The sequence below is a fragment of the Streptomyces sp. NBC_01016 genome (genome assembly GCF_026341035.1).
Classification (GTDB): domain Bacteria; phylum Actinomycetota; class Actinomycetes; order Streptomycetales; family Streptomycetaceae; genus Streptomyces.
The window spans coordinates 3,265,169-3,280,516 of record NZ_JAPEOQ010000002.1 but is presented as its reverse complement, the minus strand read 5'-3'; the positions used below and the strand labels follow the sequence as shown (position 1 = coordinate 3,280,516).

The 15,348-nt window shown below is 70.4% G+C and carries 15 protein-coding genes; 7 read left to right on the top strand and 8 right to left on the bottom strand.

Translation table 11 applies throughout. From position 1 onward, the window contains the following. Window positions 1–28: 28 nt before the first annotated feature. Window positions 29–1,261 carry a cysteine desulfurase gene (locus OG746_RS41685; RefSeq protein ID WP_266725731.1) on the bottom strand — a complete coding sequence of 411 codons (1,233 nt, stop codon included), beginning with the start codon at window positions 1,259–1,261 and terminating at the stop codon, window positions 29–31. Between the two features lie 88 nt (window positions 1,262–1,349). On the opposite strand from OG746_RS41685, the gene OG746_RS41680 reads away from it, so the two are divergent. After that, entirely contained in the window at window positions 1,350–1,940 is a 591-nt protein-coding gene (locus OG746_RS41680; RefSeq protein ID WP_266724276.1) for a CGNR zinc finger domain-containing protein, read from the top strand. A 13-nt stretch (window positions 1,941–1,953) separates the two neighbouring features. On the opposite strand, the gene OG746_RS41675 is transcribed toward OG746_RS41680, so the two are convergent. Together OG746_RS41675 and OG746_RS41670 are read right to left on the bottom strand one after the other, a co-directional pair. Continuing rightward, entirely contained in the window at window positions 1,954–2,721 is a 768-nt protein-coding gene (locus OG746_RS41675) for a hypothetical protein (RefSeq protein ID WP_266724274.1), read from the bottom strand. Between the two features lie 120 nt (window positions 2,722–2,841). Then, window positions 2,842–4,047, bottom strand: a complete 1,206-nt coding sequence (locus tag OG746_RS41670; RefSeq protein ID WP_266724272.1) for a cytochrome P450 family protein — start codon at window positions 4,045–4,047, stop codon at window positions 2,842–2,844. Window positions 4,048–4,129: 82 nt separating this feature from the next. On the opposite strand from OG746_RS41670, the gene OG746_RS41665 reads away from it, so the two are divergent. After that, entirely contained in the window at window positions 4,130–4,426 is a 297-nt protein-coding gene (locus tag OG746_RS41665; protein ID WP_266724271.1) for a ribosomal protein L7/L12, read from the top strand. Window positions 4,427–4,501: 75 nt separating this feature from the next. On the opposite strand, the gene OG746_RS41660 is transcribed toward OG746_RS41665, so the two are convergent. After that, window positions 4,502–5,548 carry a YncE family protein gene (locus tag OG746_RS41660; RefSeq protein WP_266724269.1) on the bottom strand — a complete coding sequence of 349 codons (1,047 nt, stop codon included), beginning with the start codon at window positions 5,546–5,548 and terminating at the stop codon, window positions 4,502–4,504. Between the two features lie 160 nt (window positions 5,549–5,708). Between OG746_RS41660 and OG746_RS41655 the strand changes: the two genes are divergently transcribed. From OG746_RS41655 to OG746_RS41635, 5 genes are all read left to right on the top strand, one after another. After that, a complete protein-coding gene (locus OG746_RS41655) occupies window positions 5,709–6,494 on the top strand; it encodes an IclR family transcriptional regulator (RefSeq protein ID WP_266724267.1) in 786 nt (261 codons plus the stop codon). Window positions 6,495–6,584: 90 nt separating this feature from the next. Next, window positions 6,585–8,315 carry a hypothetical protein gene (locus OG746_RS41650; protein ID WP_266724265.1) on the top strand — a complete coding sequence of 577 codons (1,731 nt, stop codon included), beginning with the start codon at window positions 6,585–6,587 and terminating at the stop codon, window positions 8,313–8,315. Continuing rightward, window positions 8,312–8,980: a hypothetical protein gene (locus OG746_RS41645; protein WP_266724263.1), complete on the top strand. Its 669-nt coding sequence runs from the start codon at window positions 8,312–8,314 to the stop codon at window positions 8,978–8,980. The genes OG746_RS41650 and OG746_RS41645 overlap by 4 nt, the downstream gene beginning before the upstream one ends. Further along, complete coding sequence (locus OG746_RS41640) at window positions 8,977–10,014, top strand: dipeptidase (RefSeq protein WP_266724261.1); 1,038 nt, start codon at window positions 8,977–8,979, stop codon at window positions 10,012–10,014. The genes OG746_RS41645 and OG746_RS41640 overlap by 4 nt, the downstream gene beginning before the upstream one ends. Further along, the gene (locus OG746_RS41635; protein ID WP_266724259.1) at window positions 10,004–11,467 is read left to right on the top strand and encodes an MFS transporter; all 1,464 of its coding nucleotides are present in this window, start codon (window positions 10,004–10,006) and stop codon (window positions 11,465–11,467) included. The genes OG746_RS41640 and OG746_RS41635 overlap by 11 nt, the downstream gene beginning before the upstream one ends. Here OG746_RS41635 and OG746_RS41630 read toward each other — a convergent pair. Genes OG746_RS41630 through OG746_RS41615 form a run of 4 tightly spaced genes read right to left on the bottom strand, consistent with a single transcriptional unit; the run spans window position 11,462 to window position 15,333 of the window. Continuing rightward, a complete protein-coding gene (locus tag OG746_RS41630; protein WP_266724257.1) occupies window positions 11,462–12,472 on the bottom strand; it encodes an ABC transporter ATP-binding protein in 1,011 nt (336 codons plus the stop codon). The two genes, OG746_RS41635 and OG746_RS41630, sit on opposite strands and share 6 nt — an antisense overlap. Further along, on the bottom strand, window positions 12,469–13,512 hold the full coding sequence (locus OG746_RS41625) for an ABC transporter ATP-binding protein (protein ID WP_266724246.1): 1,044 nt from the start codon (window positions 13,510–13,512) through the stop codon (window positions 12,469–12,471). Before OG746_RS41625 ends, OG746_RS41630 begins: the two co-directional genes overlap by 4 nt. Before the next feature lie 8 nt (window positions 13,513–13,520). After that, window positions 13,521–14,414, bottom strand: coding sequence for an ABC transporter permease (locus OG746_RS41620; RefSeq protein ID WP_266724244.1), 894 nt, complete (start codon window positions 14,412–14,414; stop codon window positions 13,521–13,523). Beyond that, window positions 14,407–15,333 carry an ABC transporter permease gene (locus OG746_RS41615; protein WP_266724242.1) on the bottom strand — a complete coding sequence of 309 codons (927 nt, stop codon included), beginning with the start codon at window positions 15,331–15,333 and terminating at the stop codon, window positions 14,407–14,409. The genes OG746_RS41620 and OG746_RS41615 overlap by 8 nt, the downstream gene beginning before the upstream one ends. Window positions 15,334–15,348: the final 15 nt, after the last annotated feature.

Genomic DNA, 15,348 nt, shown 5'->3' with positions numbered 1-15,348 from the left:
CTTGACGCACGGACCGGACGCCCACGAGTCACCTCGCGAAGAACCTCTGCGCCTCGCGGACACCCTCGGCGAGGGCCTCGACCTCCGCGTGCGTGTTGTAGACGAAGAAGGACGCCCGGGTCGTCGCGGGGATGCCGTAGCGGCGCACGATCGGGCGGGCGCAATGGTGGCCCACGCGGACGGCGATGCCGCGTTCGTCGAGGATCTGGCCGACGTCGTGCGGGTGGATGTCGTCGACGGTGAAGGAGACGGCCGAGCCGCGGTCGCGCAGATCGCCGGGGCCGACGATGTGGACGCCGGGGATTTCGGCCAGGAGGCGCAGGGCGTGTTCGGTGAGGCGGTCCTCGTGGGCCACCACCTCGTTCATGTCGAGGGCCGTCAGGTAATCCATGGCCGCCGCCAGACCCACCGCCTGGGCCGCCATCGGGACGCCGGCCTCGAAGCGCTGCGGCGGCGGGAGGAACGTGGAGTGGTCCATCTCGACGACCTCGATCATCGAGCCGCCCGTGAGGAACGGCGGTAGTTCGGCGAGGAGTTCGCGGCGCCCCCACAGCACGCCGACGCCGCTGGGGCCCAGCATCTTGTGGCCGGAGAAGGCGAGGAAATCGGCACCGAGGGCGTGGACGTCGACAGGGCGGTGCGGGACGGACTGGGCGCCGTCGACCACGACCAGCGTGCCGTGCGCGTGGGCCCGATCGGCGAGTTCCCGTACGGGGTTGAGGGTGCCGAGGACGTTGGACTGGTGGGTGAGGGCGAGGACCTTCGTGCGCTCGTCGAGGAGTTCGTCGGTGCGGCTCAGGTCGAGGCGGCCTTCGTCGGTGAGGCCGAACCAGTCGAGGGACGCGCCCGTGCGTTCGGCCAGTTGCTGCCAGGGCACCAGGTTGGCGTGGTGTTCCATCTCCGTCACCACGATGCGGTCGCCGGGACCGATCCGGCGGGCGTTCTCCAGGGCGTACGCGACGAGGTTGATGCCCTCGGTGGTGCTCTTGGTGAACACGACCTCGTCGTCCGCCGCGCCGATGAAGTCCGCGACCGTGTGCCGCGCGTTCTCGTACGCCTCGGTGGCCTCGTCGGCGAGTTGGTGGGTGCCGCGGTGAACGGCCGCGTTGTGGTGCAGGTAGAAGTCCCGCTCGGCGTCGAGGACTTGGAGCGGTTTCTGGGTGGTGGCGCCGGAGTCGAGGTAGACGAGGGGCGCGCCGCCGTCCATCGTGCGCCCGAGAATCGGGAAGTCCTTGCGCACTGCGTCGACGTCGAAGCCCACGGTCGCCACCTCTCACGGTTTCCTGTCTCATTTGACGTGAGTGACGCTAGGCTTTCTCACGGAGAATCGCAAGCGTTAACATGAGGGCGTGGATCATGCCGACCCTGTCTATCTGCGCCAGCCACCGGTCCCCGGAGAGGAGCGGTTCCTCTCGCTTGCCCTGGTCAACACGCGGTTCGACCTCAGCCACGGCGCCGTCGACCTGCTCGACGACACCGAGGCCGCCCATCTGTGGCTCGTCCGGCACGAGTTGCTGACCGACCGGACCGCGTTGAACGGGCGGCAGCACGGGCGGCTGCTGGGTCTGCGCGAGGCCGTACGCACTCTGCTGCGGGCGCGCACCGAGGGCTCGGGGCCACCGCCCGCCGAGGCCCTCGACGCCCTCAACTCCGCGCTCGCCGCGGCCCCTTCGACCCCACGGCTGGCCTGGTCCACCACCGGCCCGCACCGCGCCGACACCCCCGACACCGGCAACCCGGTCGCGGCCGCGCTCTCCCAACTCGCCGATGACGCCACCGACCTTCTCGTCGGCACGGAGGCCGAGCGCCTCACCGAATGCGCTGCCCAGAACTGCGCCCGCTGGTTCCTGCGCTCCCACGGCGCCCGCCGCTGGTGCACGACGCGCTGTGGGAACCGCGTACGGGCGGCCCGGTCCTACGCGGCGCGCAAGCAGCAGTGACGCGGGGCGGGCGTCAGTAGCGGTGCCCCGGCCAGTCCGGGTGCGTCCAGCGATCCTCGCCGGTGAGTGCGAGCAGCGCTATCCGGCGCCGCAGCTCCGGCGAGGCACCTGAAGCCCGGAGTCGCGTCGCGGCGTGGCCATGGAGCCAGGCCGCCAGCTCGGCGCTCATCCGGTCCTCGTCGTTCTCGTACCAGTTGACGTACCACGGGAGTTGGTCGCCCAGCAGCTCGTACTCCCACTCCTCCGCGGCCTCCGCGAGCCGCTGGTCGCTGAGGGGGTCGGTATGCCGCTCCCAGTCGGCGAGCCAGGGGGTGACCGTGCCGGACGCCTCGGCGCACATCGCCATGACCTGGTGCGCCGGGACGGCGGCGTCCGGATCCGTGAGGCTCTGCGCCCACCAGGCGTGCAGGAACTCGCGTACCGCACCGGCCTGCTCATCGGGCCACTGCTGCCAGCGGCCACGGGCGAAGGAGTACCCCGCCTCCTCAAGGCCGAACAGTGGCTCGACGCGACCGGCCACCAGGGCCGCAGCGAACTGCGGCAGGATGCGGCGCAGCACAGCCCCGTGATCCGTCCAGTCGATGGCCTGCCAGGCGCGGCGTAGGAGGTCCGGGTCGAGTTCCGTGTCGGGCGTCTTGAGGAGGGCCAGCTCCTCCGCACTCCCCCAATGACACTCGCAGTTGGACTCGTCCGGGCGCGCGGTCATTCCGCGGAAGACGGTGGCGAGATCGGCCAGGGCCGCGTCGAGTCTGCGACGGGCAGGGTGGTCGGTTGGATGCATGACGGTGACCCGTACCTTCGAGGACTCCAGAGCGACCTCGGCCGCCTGAAGATCCCGACCTTACTGGAGCGGGAAGAGCCTCACGACCTCTTATTCGGCGATGTGGAGATGCGTCCCGAGTTATTCGCCGGTGCGGAGCTGCGTCCCCGAAGCGACAACGGGAAGCGACGACAGGCCTCGGACAAGGCGGGTACGTCGCCACATCAACTCGTCTACCGATACGGCCAGTTGGAGTTCCGGGAAGCGTGCAAGAACGGCTCGCAGCACGAGTTCCATCTCCGCCTTGGCCAGGGGTGCGCCCACACAGCGGTGAATACCGTGGCCGAAGGCGAGGTGGGCGGCGGCGTCCCGGTCCAGGTCCAGCTCGTCCGGTCCGGGGTACCGCGCCGGGTCCCGGTTGGCTGCCCCCAGGGCGACCAACACCGGTACACCTGCCGGGATTTCGGTGCCGCCGAGCGTGACGGACTCCGTGGTGAACCGGAAGGTGGACGTGCTCACCGCGGAGTCGAAGCGGAGGAGTTCGTCGACGGCGCCGGGGATGTCGTCCGGGTTTCGCCGCAGGCGCTCCAGTTGTGCCGGGTGCTGGAGCAGTGCCAGGACGGCGTTGCCCAGGGCGTTGGTGGTGGTTTCGTGTCCGGCCACGAGCAACAGGACGGCCAGGGAGACGAGTTCGTGCTCGCTCAGACGGTCTTCTCCGTCGCGAGCGGCGATGAGCCGGTCCAGGAGGGAGTCACCGGCATCGAGGCGTTTGGCGGCGATCAGGTCCGTCATGTACTGCGCCATCGCGTGCGAGGCCGCGTCGATGACATCGGGCTCCCCCGCCGCGAACAGCTCCGCGGACCAGCGCTGCACGTCGGGCCGGTCGGCCGCCGGGACCCGGAGCAGTTCGCAGATCACGACGACCGGGAGCGGCACCGCCAGGCCGGCCACGAAGTCGAACGGTTCGCCGACGGGCCACTGGTCCAGCAGCTCCTCGGTGACGCGCGCGATGAACGGACGCAGTCGCGCGACCGCCCCGGTCGTGAACGCCTTCGTCACGAGCTTGCGAAGCCGGGTGTGTTGGGGCGGGTCGCTGGCGAGCATGGTGTGGGCGACCGCGGGGTGCAGACGTCGCCGTGATTCCTTGCCCGCGAAGAACGCGGCCGTGTCCTTCGACAGCCGGGCGTCGTGGAGGGCTTCCCTGGCTTCCTTGTAGCCGGTGACCACGTAGTTGGCGCGGCCTGCGGAACCGGCCGGTACGGGCCGCACCGGACACGTGGCCCGCATGGCCGCGTAGGCCGGATAGGGGTTCCGGAGGAAGCGGGGATCCTGGGTCGGGTCGGTCATCACCTCAGGATCCAATGACGTACAGCTGTCCGCGTGCCATTCGCGTCATCCTCGTCATCCGAGTTGCCTAGGATCAGCGACTATGGACAGCGCAGCAATACTCATCCTCTTGGTCGGTGTGCTCATCGCGATCGGCACCATCGAGCGCAAGGTCGACCGTGCCGACCGCAGGACCGCCCGCGTCGAGCGGAAGCTGGATCTGGTCATCGAGCACCTGGGAATCGAGACCGGCACGCTCGTCCCGGGTCTCGACGGCGTACGCGCCCTGGTGCGGGACGGCAAGAAGATCGAGGCGATCAAGGCCTACCGCGAGGCGACCGGCGTGGGCCTCAAGGAGGCCAAGGACGAGGTCGACCGCATCGAGTCCGGCCAGAGGTGACCCGGAGTCGGGCCGGCCAGAGCTGACCCGGAATCGGGCCGGCCACAGCTGAGGGCGCCGCGGCACCCTCCGGGGTCAGCGGGCCACGTCGATCCGGGTGACATGGTCCTCACCCTTGGGCCCGGCGGCCGACTTGTCCAGGACGTACGCGGTGCTCGCGTCGCTCATGTGCACATGGTTGGGGAGCGCGTTGGTGCCGATCGCCTCCTTGACCGCTCCCGACCGTGTGTCGACGACGGAGACGCAGTCGGCGAGCCGGTTGACGACCAACACACGCGCCGAACGCCCCACGGCGGCCAGGGACTTGGCGCCCTCCCCGGTGGTTATCGACCTGACTACCGCCCCCTTGCGCAGGTCCACGACGGACACACCACCCGCGCCCTGGTCGGCGGTGTAGGCGGTCCGGCCGTTCGCCGACAGGGCTATGGAGAGGGGGCCGTCGCCGGTGGGAAGCAGGCGCGGTTCGGAGGAGCCGGGGGTGATCTGGATGATCCGGTCGTGCGTGAAATCGGTGGCGAGGACCGCTCCGGTGCGCTCGTTCACCGCGAGGCCCGTCAGGCCCGCTCCCTCGACGGTGACGCGCCGGGTCTCCTCGTACGTACGGGTGTTGAAGCCGACGACCGAGCCGGTGCCGAAGGCCGTGGCCCAGACGGTGTCGCGCTTCTCGTCGACGACGATCTCGCGCGCGTGCGCGACGCCCGGCACGGTCGCGAGGTGGCGGCCCGTCTTCTGGCTATAGACGGCGATGCTGTCGTTGCGTGTGTTCGTGACCCACACCGTGTTGTGCTCGTCGTCCACATCGATGCCGTAGGCCGCTTCGATGGTGCCGTCGCCGTCGTCGAGGGGTGTCGGGTGGGTCGCCTCGACCTCGAGTGTGTCGGGGTCGAGGCGCACCAGCCGCGAGTCCGTGACCGGCGCCGGCGGCTGCCCCACCGAGCTGGTCGCCCAGAGCACGTCGTTCCTCTCGGAGTACGCGGACTGGTAGAGGCCGGGGGCGAGCGGCGCGGACATGACCGTCGAACCGGCCGTAGCGGCGGCTTCCGTCAGCGTGAACGCGGTGCAGGACACCAGGGCGACGGCGCTCGCCGCGGTGCGGTGGACGCGTCTGTTGAGCGAGGACATGGGTGCGGTCTCCCTGCCGATCCGATGAACCATCGAGTAAAGATTAGGCAAGGCTAACCTAATGTAACGGCAAGGGTGACAGGGAATTAATGCGTCACCCCCTTGTGCAACCCCCGCCCGCTCCCTACAGTCCCGCCGTCTCTCAAAGAAAGACGGTGTCATGAATACTGTGACAAGCGCCGCGACGCCGGGGCCGCCACGACCCGCCACACCTCCCCTGGCCACGGTCCTGAAGGCCTTGACTCTGCTCGACTCCCTGGCCGACGCGACGGAGCCCGTCCGGGTCTCGTCCCTCGCCCGGGCCATGGGCACATCACGGGCCGAGACACACCGCCAACTGGTCACCTTGGAGGCGGCGGGCTGGATGGAGCAACTCCCGGACGGCTCCTACCGGTTGACCCTGCGCCCGGCCCACCTGGGACACGCCGCCCTGCGCCAGGCCGGCATCGGCGAACGCACGGCTCCGCTGCTGGAGCGCGCCGCGCGGCAGGCGGGCGAGGTCGTCAGCATCGCCGTGCTCGACACGGACACCGCGCGGGTCGTCCAGCGCGCCGATCCGGGCCGGTCCCTGCACGCCACGCTGCTCCTCGGCGACCGGCTCAGCCTGACCTCCAGTGCTTCCGGACGCCTGCTCGCGGCGCTGTGCGCGCAGGACATCACGGAACCGCTGCGGGATCGGGGCATCGCCCTGCCCGATGCCGACGAACTCGGCCTCATCAACGGAACCCGGTGGGCGACGTCCACCGACGACGAGCAGGACGGCATCGCCGCGCTCGCCGTCCCGCTGTGCCGCCCCGGCAACCAGGTCGTCGCGGCGCTCAGCGTGCACGGACCACGCGAGCGCATCACGACGGCCGACGCGCTCGCCGTACTGCGACCCACCGCCCACGAGATCGAGCAGCTGCTCCGGCTCGACACCAGTGGTGCCCTCGGCCTGCACGGCTGACACCTGCATCTCTCCCCGTGTCCCCCTGTCCCGGCCGGCCCGCTCCCCCGGGCCCGCCGACGTACCACCCACACACCATCAGGACTGCGTATGAACGTGCCCCTTTCCGTCGTCGAACCCGCAGGACACACCGAACCCACCGACCGCACCCCGGACCGGCTCCTGCGGCCCGAGCGCCTCGCCCAGATCCCGCCCACCCGGCTCAGCGCGAGCCGGGCACTGGTCAACCGCATGACGGCGCAGGGCTGGCGGGTCGAGCGGCTCGAGTTCGCCATCGACGAGGAGGCCCGCGGCCGCGCCCGCTATCGCGTCCGGACGCCGGGAGGGCCCCTCGACTTCGTCGCCTTCTCCTTCAGGCCGCGCCTGGAGGGACGTACCAGCCGGATCGTCGGCACCGACTGGGACATGACGGGCGCGCTCTTCGACGGCACCGCGGACGACAGCGAACTCGCGCACACCGAACGGGAGATGCCGAAGCTCTACGGGGGCCGGGCCACCGCGCACACCTTGGTGTGGTGCCGCTCCAACCGCAGCCTGCGACTGTTCGAGCACGTCGTCTCCAGCCTCGCCGAGGGACATCAGCCGGACGCCGATCGCCTTTGGGACGTCGGCTACTTGATGCGCAACACCGGCCTGGACGGGAACGGCACGTTCGGCACCCGGTCCTTCGCGGCGCTGCCCGACAACCATCCGCTGGCCGCGCCCCTGCATGCCCAAATGCTCGCCGCCTATCTGATGCGCGAGTTCGCCGCCGACCTCGCCGAGCACCTGGCCCGGCACCGCAACCCCGAGGCCCCCGCGCTCGACCCGGAACTGCGGCGCCGTCTGGGGCTCGGCAACGCCTCCGCGCTCGGCCTCGTCTTCTTCGCCAACAACCACCCCCGTCTCGTCGACCGTTGGCTCGATCTGCGCGAACAGGCCCTCGCGCAGGCCCTGGACGCGCGGCGCGGCGCCCCGCACCTGTCCGCCGTACGAGAGCTGATCGAGCGCACCGCGCGCTTCCATGCACAAGACCCCACCGTCTACGACCAGTTCGAGCCGCCGGCCGAACTCGCCCGCTCCCTGCACCGGGCGATCGCTCTCCTGGACGCCCTGGAGCGGCCGAGCAGCGCCGATGCGCTCCCGCGCCTGTGGGCCCGATGGAACGCGGAGCTGGACGAGCGGGCCGTCGAGACCCTGGCCGGTGTGCTCATCGACAGCGTGCCGCACCTCACGGATCCACTCGTCGAACGGCAGCGGGTGGACGAGACACTGACCGCCACACCTCAGCAGACGACCGGGGCCCTCCTGGTGCACCTCGACACCGCCTACCGCTGGGCACTCGACCTGGATCTGACCACGCCGGGCGCGCTGCGCCACATCTGGTACAAGTCCCGTGCCGCCGAGGAGCCCCGGCGCGGGCCGCGCGAGGAGGTCACCGAAGGCCTCGACTGGCAGCTCAACGTGCCGCGTTCGGTGCAGGCCCTGTACGCGGATCTGAAGGCGGCCGATCCGCGCGAGACCACGGGAGCGTTCTGCGTGCGGTGTCCCGGACACCGGGACACGGTGGCGCGCGTGCAGAGCCTCGCCGAACTCGCCCTGCACAGCCCGCACATGAACATCGCCGACGACGCGTTCGTGCCCGCGTACCTCGTACGGTTCCTCAACTCGGCGGTCCACGGCCTGGACAAGACCGCCGACTCCGCCGGGCGCAATGTCCTCGGCCTGCTCTTCCACGGCGCGCCCACGCGCCACGCCATCCACCGACACGACCGCGACGACTGGACGCTGCCCGCACGACCGGCCGCCGCCGCTCCCACCCGCACCGAGGAGAACGCGTGACCCCCACCCCTGCCCACCACGCCCCCGCCGACCTGCGCGTATCGGTCCGTGAGCTGCGCCTGATGACCGGCCGGGTGCTGCTGACCACCGCGATCCCGTTCGGCTCCGTGGCAGCGACCCGGGACATCGTCGTCTGCGCCGAGACACACGGACTCGACGGCCTGGCCGGCCTGCTGGACGCGCTGCCCGCCCTGCGCGCCCGGCACCTGCGGCCCCAACTGGATGGCGCCACAGCCCAGTTCCCCGCCCCGGACGCACAACCCGCCCTCGCCACAGCCGCCGACCTCCTCGACCTCGCCGTGGCCGCCGCCCACACCGACGGCTCCGCCTCCTTCACCGCCCCCGGCGACGACTGGGCCGTCCGCGCCCTGCCACCGCTGGCCCGCCGCCACGGCGTGGAACTGGCCCTCACCGAGTCCACGGTCACCGTGACGCCCACCCCTGACGGCCCGCGCCCCGGGCCGGACGCCGCCGAGCTGCGCGCCCAGACCTACGGAGTGCCGGTCACAGGCACGCTGTGGCAGCGCTTCGTCACCGAGGCGGAGGCGGCGCTGACCCCGGACAGCGCGCTGTCGCGCACCCACGCCGGTGACTCGCTGTTCGGCCCGGGCGGCGAGATCCTCGCGGAGGTCGGCGAGGACGAACCGGTGGAGGTCGCCTCATGACCGCCACCGCTACCGCCCCCAGCCGGGACACACCCCTCGTCATCGACGGCCTGCAATGCGGCCCCTACGACCGCGACGTCTTCCTCCAACTGCGCGCGGGCGGCGTGACCTGCGCGACGGCCACGGTCGCGTTCTGGGAGGACGCGGTCGAGACCATGGACGCGCTGGCCGCCTGGAACGACCTCCTCGCCGCCAACGCCGACCTGGTCGTGCCCGCACGCACCGCCGCCGACATCGAACGGGCGAAGGAGCAGGGCCGCACCGCCATCCTCCTGGGGGCGCAGAACGCCAGCCCGCTCCAGGGCCGGCTCGGATTCGTCCGGCTCTTTCACGACATGGGGCTGCGCGTGATGCAGCTGACGTACAACAACAACACCGAGTTCGGGGGCTCCTGTTACGAGGAGTCCGACCCGGGACTCACCCGCTTCGGCCGTGAAGTGGTGCGCGAGATGAACGCGGTCGGCATGCTGGTCGACCTCTCGCACTCCGGCGAGCGCACCCGGCGGGACGCCATCGAGCACTCCGCGCTGCCGGTGGCCCTCACCCACGCCAACCCCCGTTCCCTGTACGACCATCCGCGCAACGCGGACGACGCCACGCTCAAGGCGCTCGCCGCGCGGGACGGGGTCGTGGGCCTCGCCACGTACCGCTCGATCTGTGGGCACTACGCGCGCACCTTGGACGACTGGTGCGCGATGGTGGCCCGCACGGTCGACCTGGTCGGTGCCCGGCATGTGGCCATCGGCACGGACCTGAGCCCGAGGGCGGGGGCGGCGGAGTTCACGTGGATGCGCAAGGGGCGCTGGACACGCGGCGAACAGCGCGGCGCGGACCTCGGCACCTCTCCCGCCTCCGACACCGACACCGACACCACGGAGTGGCTCACCGACGCCTCCGGCCTCGCCCAAGTCACCGACAGGCTGGTCGACTTCGGCTTCGCACCCGACGAGGCGCACGCGGTGGTCGGAGGCAACTGGCTGCGCCTCTACTCCGCCGTTTTCGAAAGCGAAAGGCCGACGGGCGATGACATCTGAGCAGACCGCGAACATGCCACGGAAACCGGCACAGGTTCCGGACCCGAATCCGGCCGCAACAGTGCCGCCGCCGCCGGACGATCCGGACGCACGCGCCGCCCGGCTGACCGCCCGCATCGACCGGCTCCCCATGACATGGGTGCAGGGCCGCATCCTCACGCAGGGCGGTCTCAGCACCACCCTGGACGGGCTCGACCTGGGCATCATGTCCTTCCTGCTCCCGCTGATCACCACGGCGTTCGCGCTCACCGGCAGCGAGCAGGGCATGATCGCGAGCGCGACGCTGGCCGGCGCGCTCGTGGGTGACCTGTCGCTCGCGCTCCTGGGCAACCGGGTGGGCCGCAAGCCGCTGCTCCTGTGGTCGCTGGTCCTGTACAGCGGCTGCACACTGCTGTCGGCGGCCGCCCCCGACTACGGCTTCCTCCTGGCCCTGCGCTTCCTCGCGGGTGTCGGAGTGGGGATCAACGTCAACATCGTGATCCCCTACCTGGCCGAGTTCGCGCCGCGCGCCAAGCGAGCCACCTACGTCGGTTCCCTCGCAGGGTTCTTCGGCCTGGGGTATGTACTGGCCGCGCTGATCGGCACCTTCGTCGTGGCCCGGGTCGACCACGGGTGGCGCTGGGGCCTGGTCCTCGTGGGCCTGCCCGTGATCCTCGCCCTGTGGTGGCGGCGCAATCTGCCGGAGTCGCCGCGCTACTTGCTACTCAAGGGCCGCGACGACGAGGCCGAGGCGGTGGTGACCAGACTGGAGGAGTCGGTCCGCGCACGCACCGGCACACCCCTCCCCGCCCCCGAGCCGCCCGGGACGGCCGCACGCGACGAAGACCTGGGCGCGGCGGCGCAGTTCACCGGCCTGTGGCGGGGCCCGTACCTGCGCCAGACGATCGTCGTATGGAGCATGTTCTTCGTCGCGAGCTTCGCCTACTACGGGTTCCTGACGTTCCTGCCCAGCATGCTGCTCGACCGGGGCATGAGCATCACCGACAGCTTCGGCTACGCGCTCCTTGTCGAGGTCGCCCAGGTGCTCGGCTACTACCCCGCCGCCTGGCTCGCCGACCGGACGGACCGCAAGTGGTCGATCGTGACGTGCCTCGCCGCGTCCACGCTCTGCGCCTTCCTCGTCTCACAGGCCGAGACCGACCTGTCGGTCCTCGTCCTCAGCCTGCTCCTCGGCTTCTTCCTCAACGGCCTCTACGCACCGCTGTACACGTACCTCCCGGAGGTCTACCCGACGCAGCTGCGCTCGATGGCGGCAGCCACGTCGGACGCCTTCAGCCGGATCGGCGGCATCGTCGCCCCCATGCTCATCGGCACGATGTACGCCACCCTCCGCTTCACCGGCGTCTTCAGCCTCATCTGCGCGGTCCTCGCCGCGGGCTGCGTCCTCACGCTCACCCTGTCCACGGCCACGAAGGGCCGCTCGCTGGAGACGTTGTCCGGGTCGGCGTCATAGAGCGTCCGCGCCGAGCAGCTCCTCCGCGAAGTGACATGCCGCCAGCCGCCCGGCCACCTGCTCCAGTTCCGGCTCGGTGTGTCGGCACACATCCCGCACCACCGGACACCGTGTGTGGAACCGGCACCCCGAAGGCGGGTTGACCGGCGACGGCGGGTCGCCGGCGAGGACGATGCGGCGACGGCGCGGGGCGTCGGGCTTGCGGATCCGGTCGAGGGACGGCTCGGCCGACAGCAGTGCCTGGGTGTAGGGGTGGGCGGGGCGTTCGTAGAGGTGGGAGGCGTCGGCGTACTCTGCCACCTTGCCCAGGTACATGACCGCGATCCGGTCGGAGATGTGGCGTACCACGCCGAGGTCGTGGGAGACGAAGACCAGACTGAGGCCCAACTCCCTTTGCAGGCGCAGCAGTAGGTTGACCACTTGGGCCTGTACCGACAGGTCGAGGGCCGAGACGGGTTCGTCGCACAGGAGGACGTCGGGGCCGAGGGCGATGCCCCGGGCGATGCCGATGCGCTGGCGTTGTCCGCCGGAGAACTGGTGCGGGAAGCGGTCGGCGTGCGCGGGCTCCAGGCCCACCAGTTCGAGCAGTTCCTCGACCCGGTGGCGGCGCCCCTGCTTAGGGACGGCGTCGGGATGGACGTCGTAGCCCTCTCCGATGATGTCTCGTACGCGCATGCGCGGGTTGAGCGAGGCGTACGGGTCCTGGAAAACCACTTGGACGCGGCGTCGCCAGCGGCGCAGTGCGGCGCCGCGCAGCCGGCCGACGTCCTGGCCGTCGAAGGTGAGGCTGCCGGCGGTGGGCCGCTCCAGCGCGCACAGCAGTCGCAGCAGGGTCGACTTGCCGCAGCCGGACTCGCCGACGATGCCGAGGGATTCCCCCTTGCGCAGTTCGAGGTCGACGCCGTCGACGGCACGCACCAGGGACTTGGCGCGTCCGGGACGCAGCCGGGGCGCGGTGTCGTAGTGCTTGGCCAGGCCGGTCGCCTGGAGGAGTACGTCACTCATGAGGCGCCTCCGGCCAGTGAAGGGGTCTGCGTGGTGTCGAGGGTGTCCGCGAGGTGGCAGGCAACCTTGCGGGGACCGCCGCCCGACAGGGTGGACAGCTCGGGGCGCTCGGTGGCGCACAGGTCGATCGCCTTGGGGCAGCGCGGCCTGAAGGGGCAGCCGGTCGGCAGGCGCAGCATGTTGGGCGGGGTGCCGGGGATGGCGGGCAGTTCTAGTCCCTTCATCTCGCTCGACGGCATCGAGCGCAGCAGGCCCTGGGTGTAGGGGTGGGCCGGGTCGCCGAGGACGAGCGCGGTGGGGCCCGATTCGATGACCCGGCCCGCGTACATGATGACGAGATCGTCGGCGATCTCGGCGGCGACGCCCAGGTCGTGGGTGATGAGGACGACGCCCATGTCACTGTCCTGCTGGATCTCCTCCAGGAGTTCGAGGATCTGGGCCTGGACGGTGACGTCGAGCGCGGTGGTCGGTTCGTCGGCGATGAGCACCTCGGGACCGAGCGCGAGCGCCATGGCGATCATGACGCGCTGTCGCATGCCGCCGGAGAACTCGTGCGGGTAGTCGCGCACCCGCGCACGGGCACTGGGGATGCCGACCCGGTCGAGCATGACGGCGGCCCCGCGCATGGCGTCCTTGCGGGACATGCCGCGGTGCACCTGGTAGAGCTCGGCGATCTGGCGGCCGACCGTGTGCACGGGGTTGAGGGCGGACAGGGCGTCCTGGAAGACGAGCGAGATGCGGCTGCCGATGATCCGGCGGCGCTGCTTCTCGGGGATCGCGATCAGGTCCTGGCCGTCGAAGAGTGCGCTGCCCGCGCGGACGCGGCCCGGCGGTGAGTCGAGGATGCCGGTGATGGCCTGCGTGGAGACGCTCTTGCCGGAACCGGACTCGCCGAGGACGACGAGGGTCTTGCCCCGGTGCAGGGACCAGGAGACCTCGTCGACGGCGCGCAAGGTGCCGCCCTGTGTGGCGAACTCGACGGTGAGGTCGGTGACTTCGAGCAGCGGGGCGGTGTGCTCGACGGTGTCGGTGGCGGTCATGTCCGCGCTCACCTCCGCAGCTTCGGGTCGAGCGCGTCCCGAACGGTGTCGCCCATCATCATGAAGGACATCACTGTCAGCGTCAGGAACAGCGCGGGGAAGAGGAACAGATGGATGTCGTCGCGGTAGGACGCGGCGATGGCGATCTGCAGACCCCAGGAGATGGTGGGCGGCTGCAGCCCGATGCCGAGGAAGGTCAGCGCGGCCTCGGTTCCGACGGCGACACCGACCGAGAGTGTGGTGAGGGCGAGCAGCGGAGCCACGGAATTCGGGAAGATGTGTTTGCGCAGGATGTGCGGTGCGGTCGCGCCGAGCACCCGGGACGCCAGCACGTACTCGCGGCTGCGCACGGACAGCACCGTGGAACGCATCAGACGCATCCCGGCGGGCCAGCCGAGCAGCACGATCACGAAGGCGATCGTCCACACCGAACGGGCCGAGAAGGCCTGCAGGATGACGATCATCGCGACGAGGCCGGGCAGCGCGAACAGGACGTCGGCGGTGCGAGAGACCAGGCCGTCGACGAATCCGGGGAAGTATCCGGCGAGCATGCCGAGGGTGCAGGCCACCACGAAGCCGACGAGGGTGACGGAGACGCTGACCAGGACCGAGGGGCGGGCGCCGTAGATGACATTGGCGAAGTAGTCGCAGCCCTGGATGTCGTAGCCGAACCAGTGCGCCGCGGAGGGTCCGATCTTGCTGTACCGCAGGTTGCAGGCGGTGGGGTCGACGGAGGTGAACAGGCGTGGGAAAGCCGCCATCGCCACGATGACGAGGATCACCACACCGGACAGGACGAACCGCGGCTTGCGCAGCAGTTCGCGTAGGACCGCGGCGCCCGCGGGGGCGTCCTCGGCGGTCGGCTCGGTCTCGGTCGCCACGACCAGCGCGGGGCTAGACATGACGCACCCGCGGGTCGAGGAGGCCGTAGAGCAGGTCGACGATCAAGTTGACGACCATGTAGCCGATGAGCAGGACAGTGGAGAGAGTGACGACGACTCCGCCCTCCTTCATTCCGATCGAGCGAAACATGAACTGGCCGATGCCGTTGAGGTTGTAGATGCCTTCGGTGATGATCGCGCCGCCGAGCGTGCCGGCCAGGTCGAGCCCGATGAACGTGATCACAGGGAGCAGGGCGTTGCGCAGCACGTGTCGCCAGAGGATGCGCTGCGGGGACAGTCCCTTGGCGCGGCCGGTGCGCACGAAGTCGGCGCCCGCCACCTCCACGAGGCTGGTGCGGGTGATGCGGGCGAGCCCGGCGAAGCCGAGCACGCCGAGAACGGTGGCGGGCAGCAGATAGCTGGTGGGCCAGCCGTCAGCGCTGCCGGAGACCGGGAACCAGCCGAGCTGGACACTGAACAGTGACTGGGCGAAGAACATGACGACGAGTCCCGGCACGGCGAGCACCGCGAGGGTGGCACCGAGCAGTGACCGGTCGACGAGCCCGTCGCGCCGCCAGCCGGCGTAGATGCCGAACAGCAGGCCGAAGACGGTCTGGATGGCGAGCGCGGTCAGTCCGAGCTGGAGGGTGACCGGCCAGCGCAGGGCCAGCTGTTCGCCGATGTCCTGGCCGTCGAAGGTCTGGCCGAGGTTGCCCTGCAGCAGGTTTCCCATGAAGTGCAGGTACTGGGAGAACAGCGGGTCGTCGAGGTGGTAGTAGGCGCGCTTGGCCGCGATCACCGAGGGGGCGAGCGGCTTGTCGCCGGACAGTGCCTGAATGGGGTCGCCGGGCAGGGCGAACACCATCGCGTAGACGATGAACGTCACGATGATCCCGATCGGCACCATGATGATCAGGCGCCGGAGCGCATACCTGAACATCGTGGATCTCCTTGT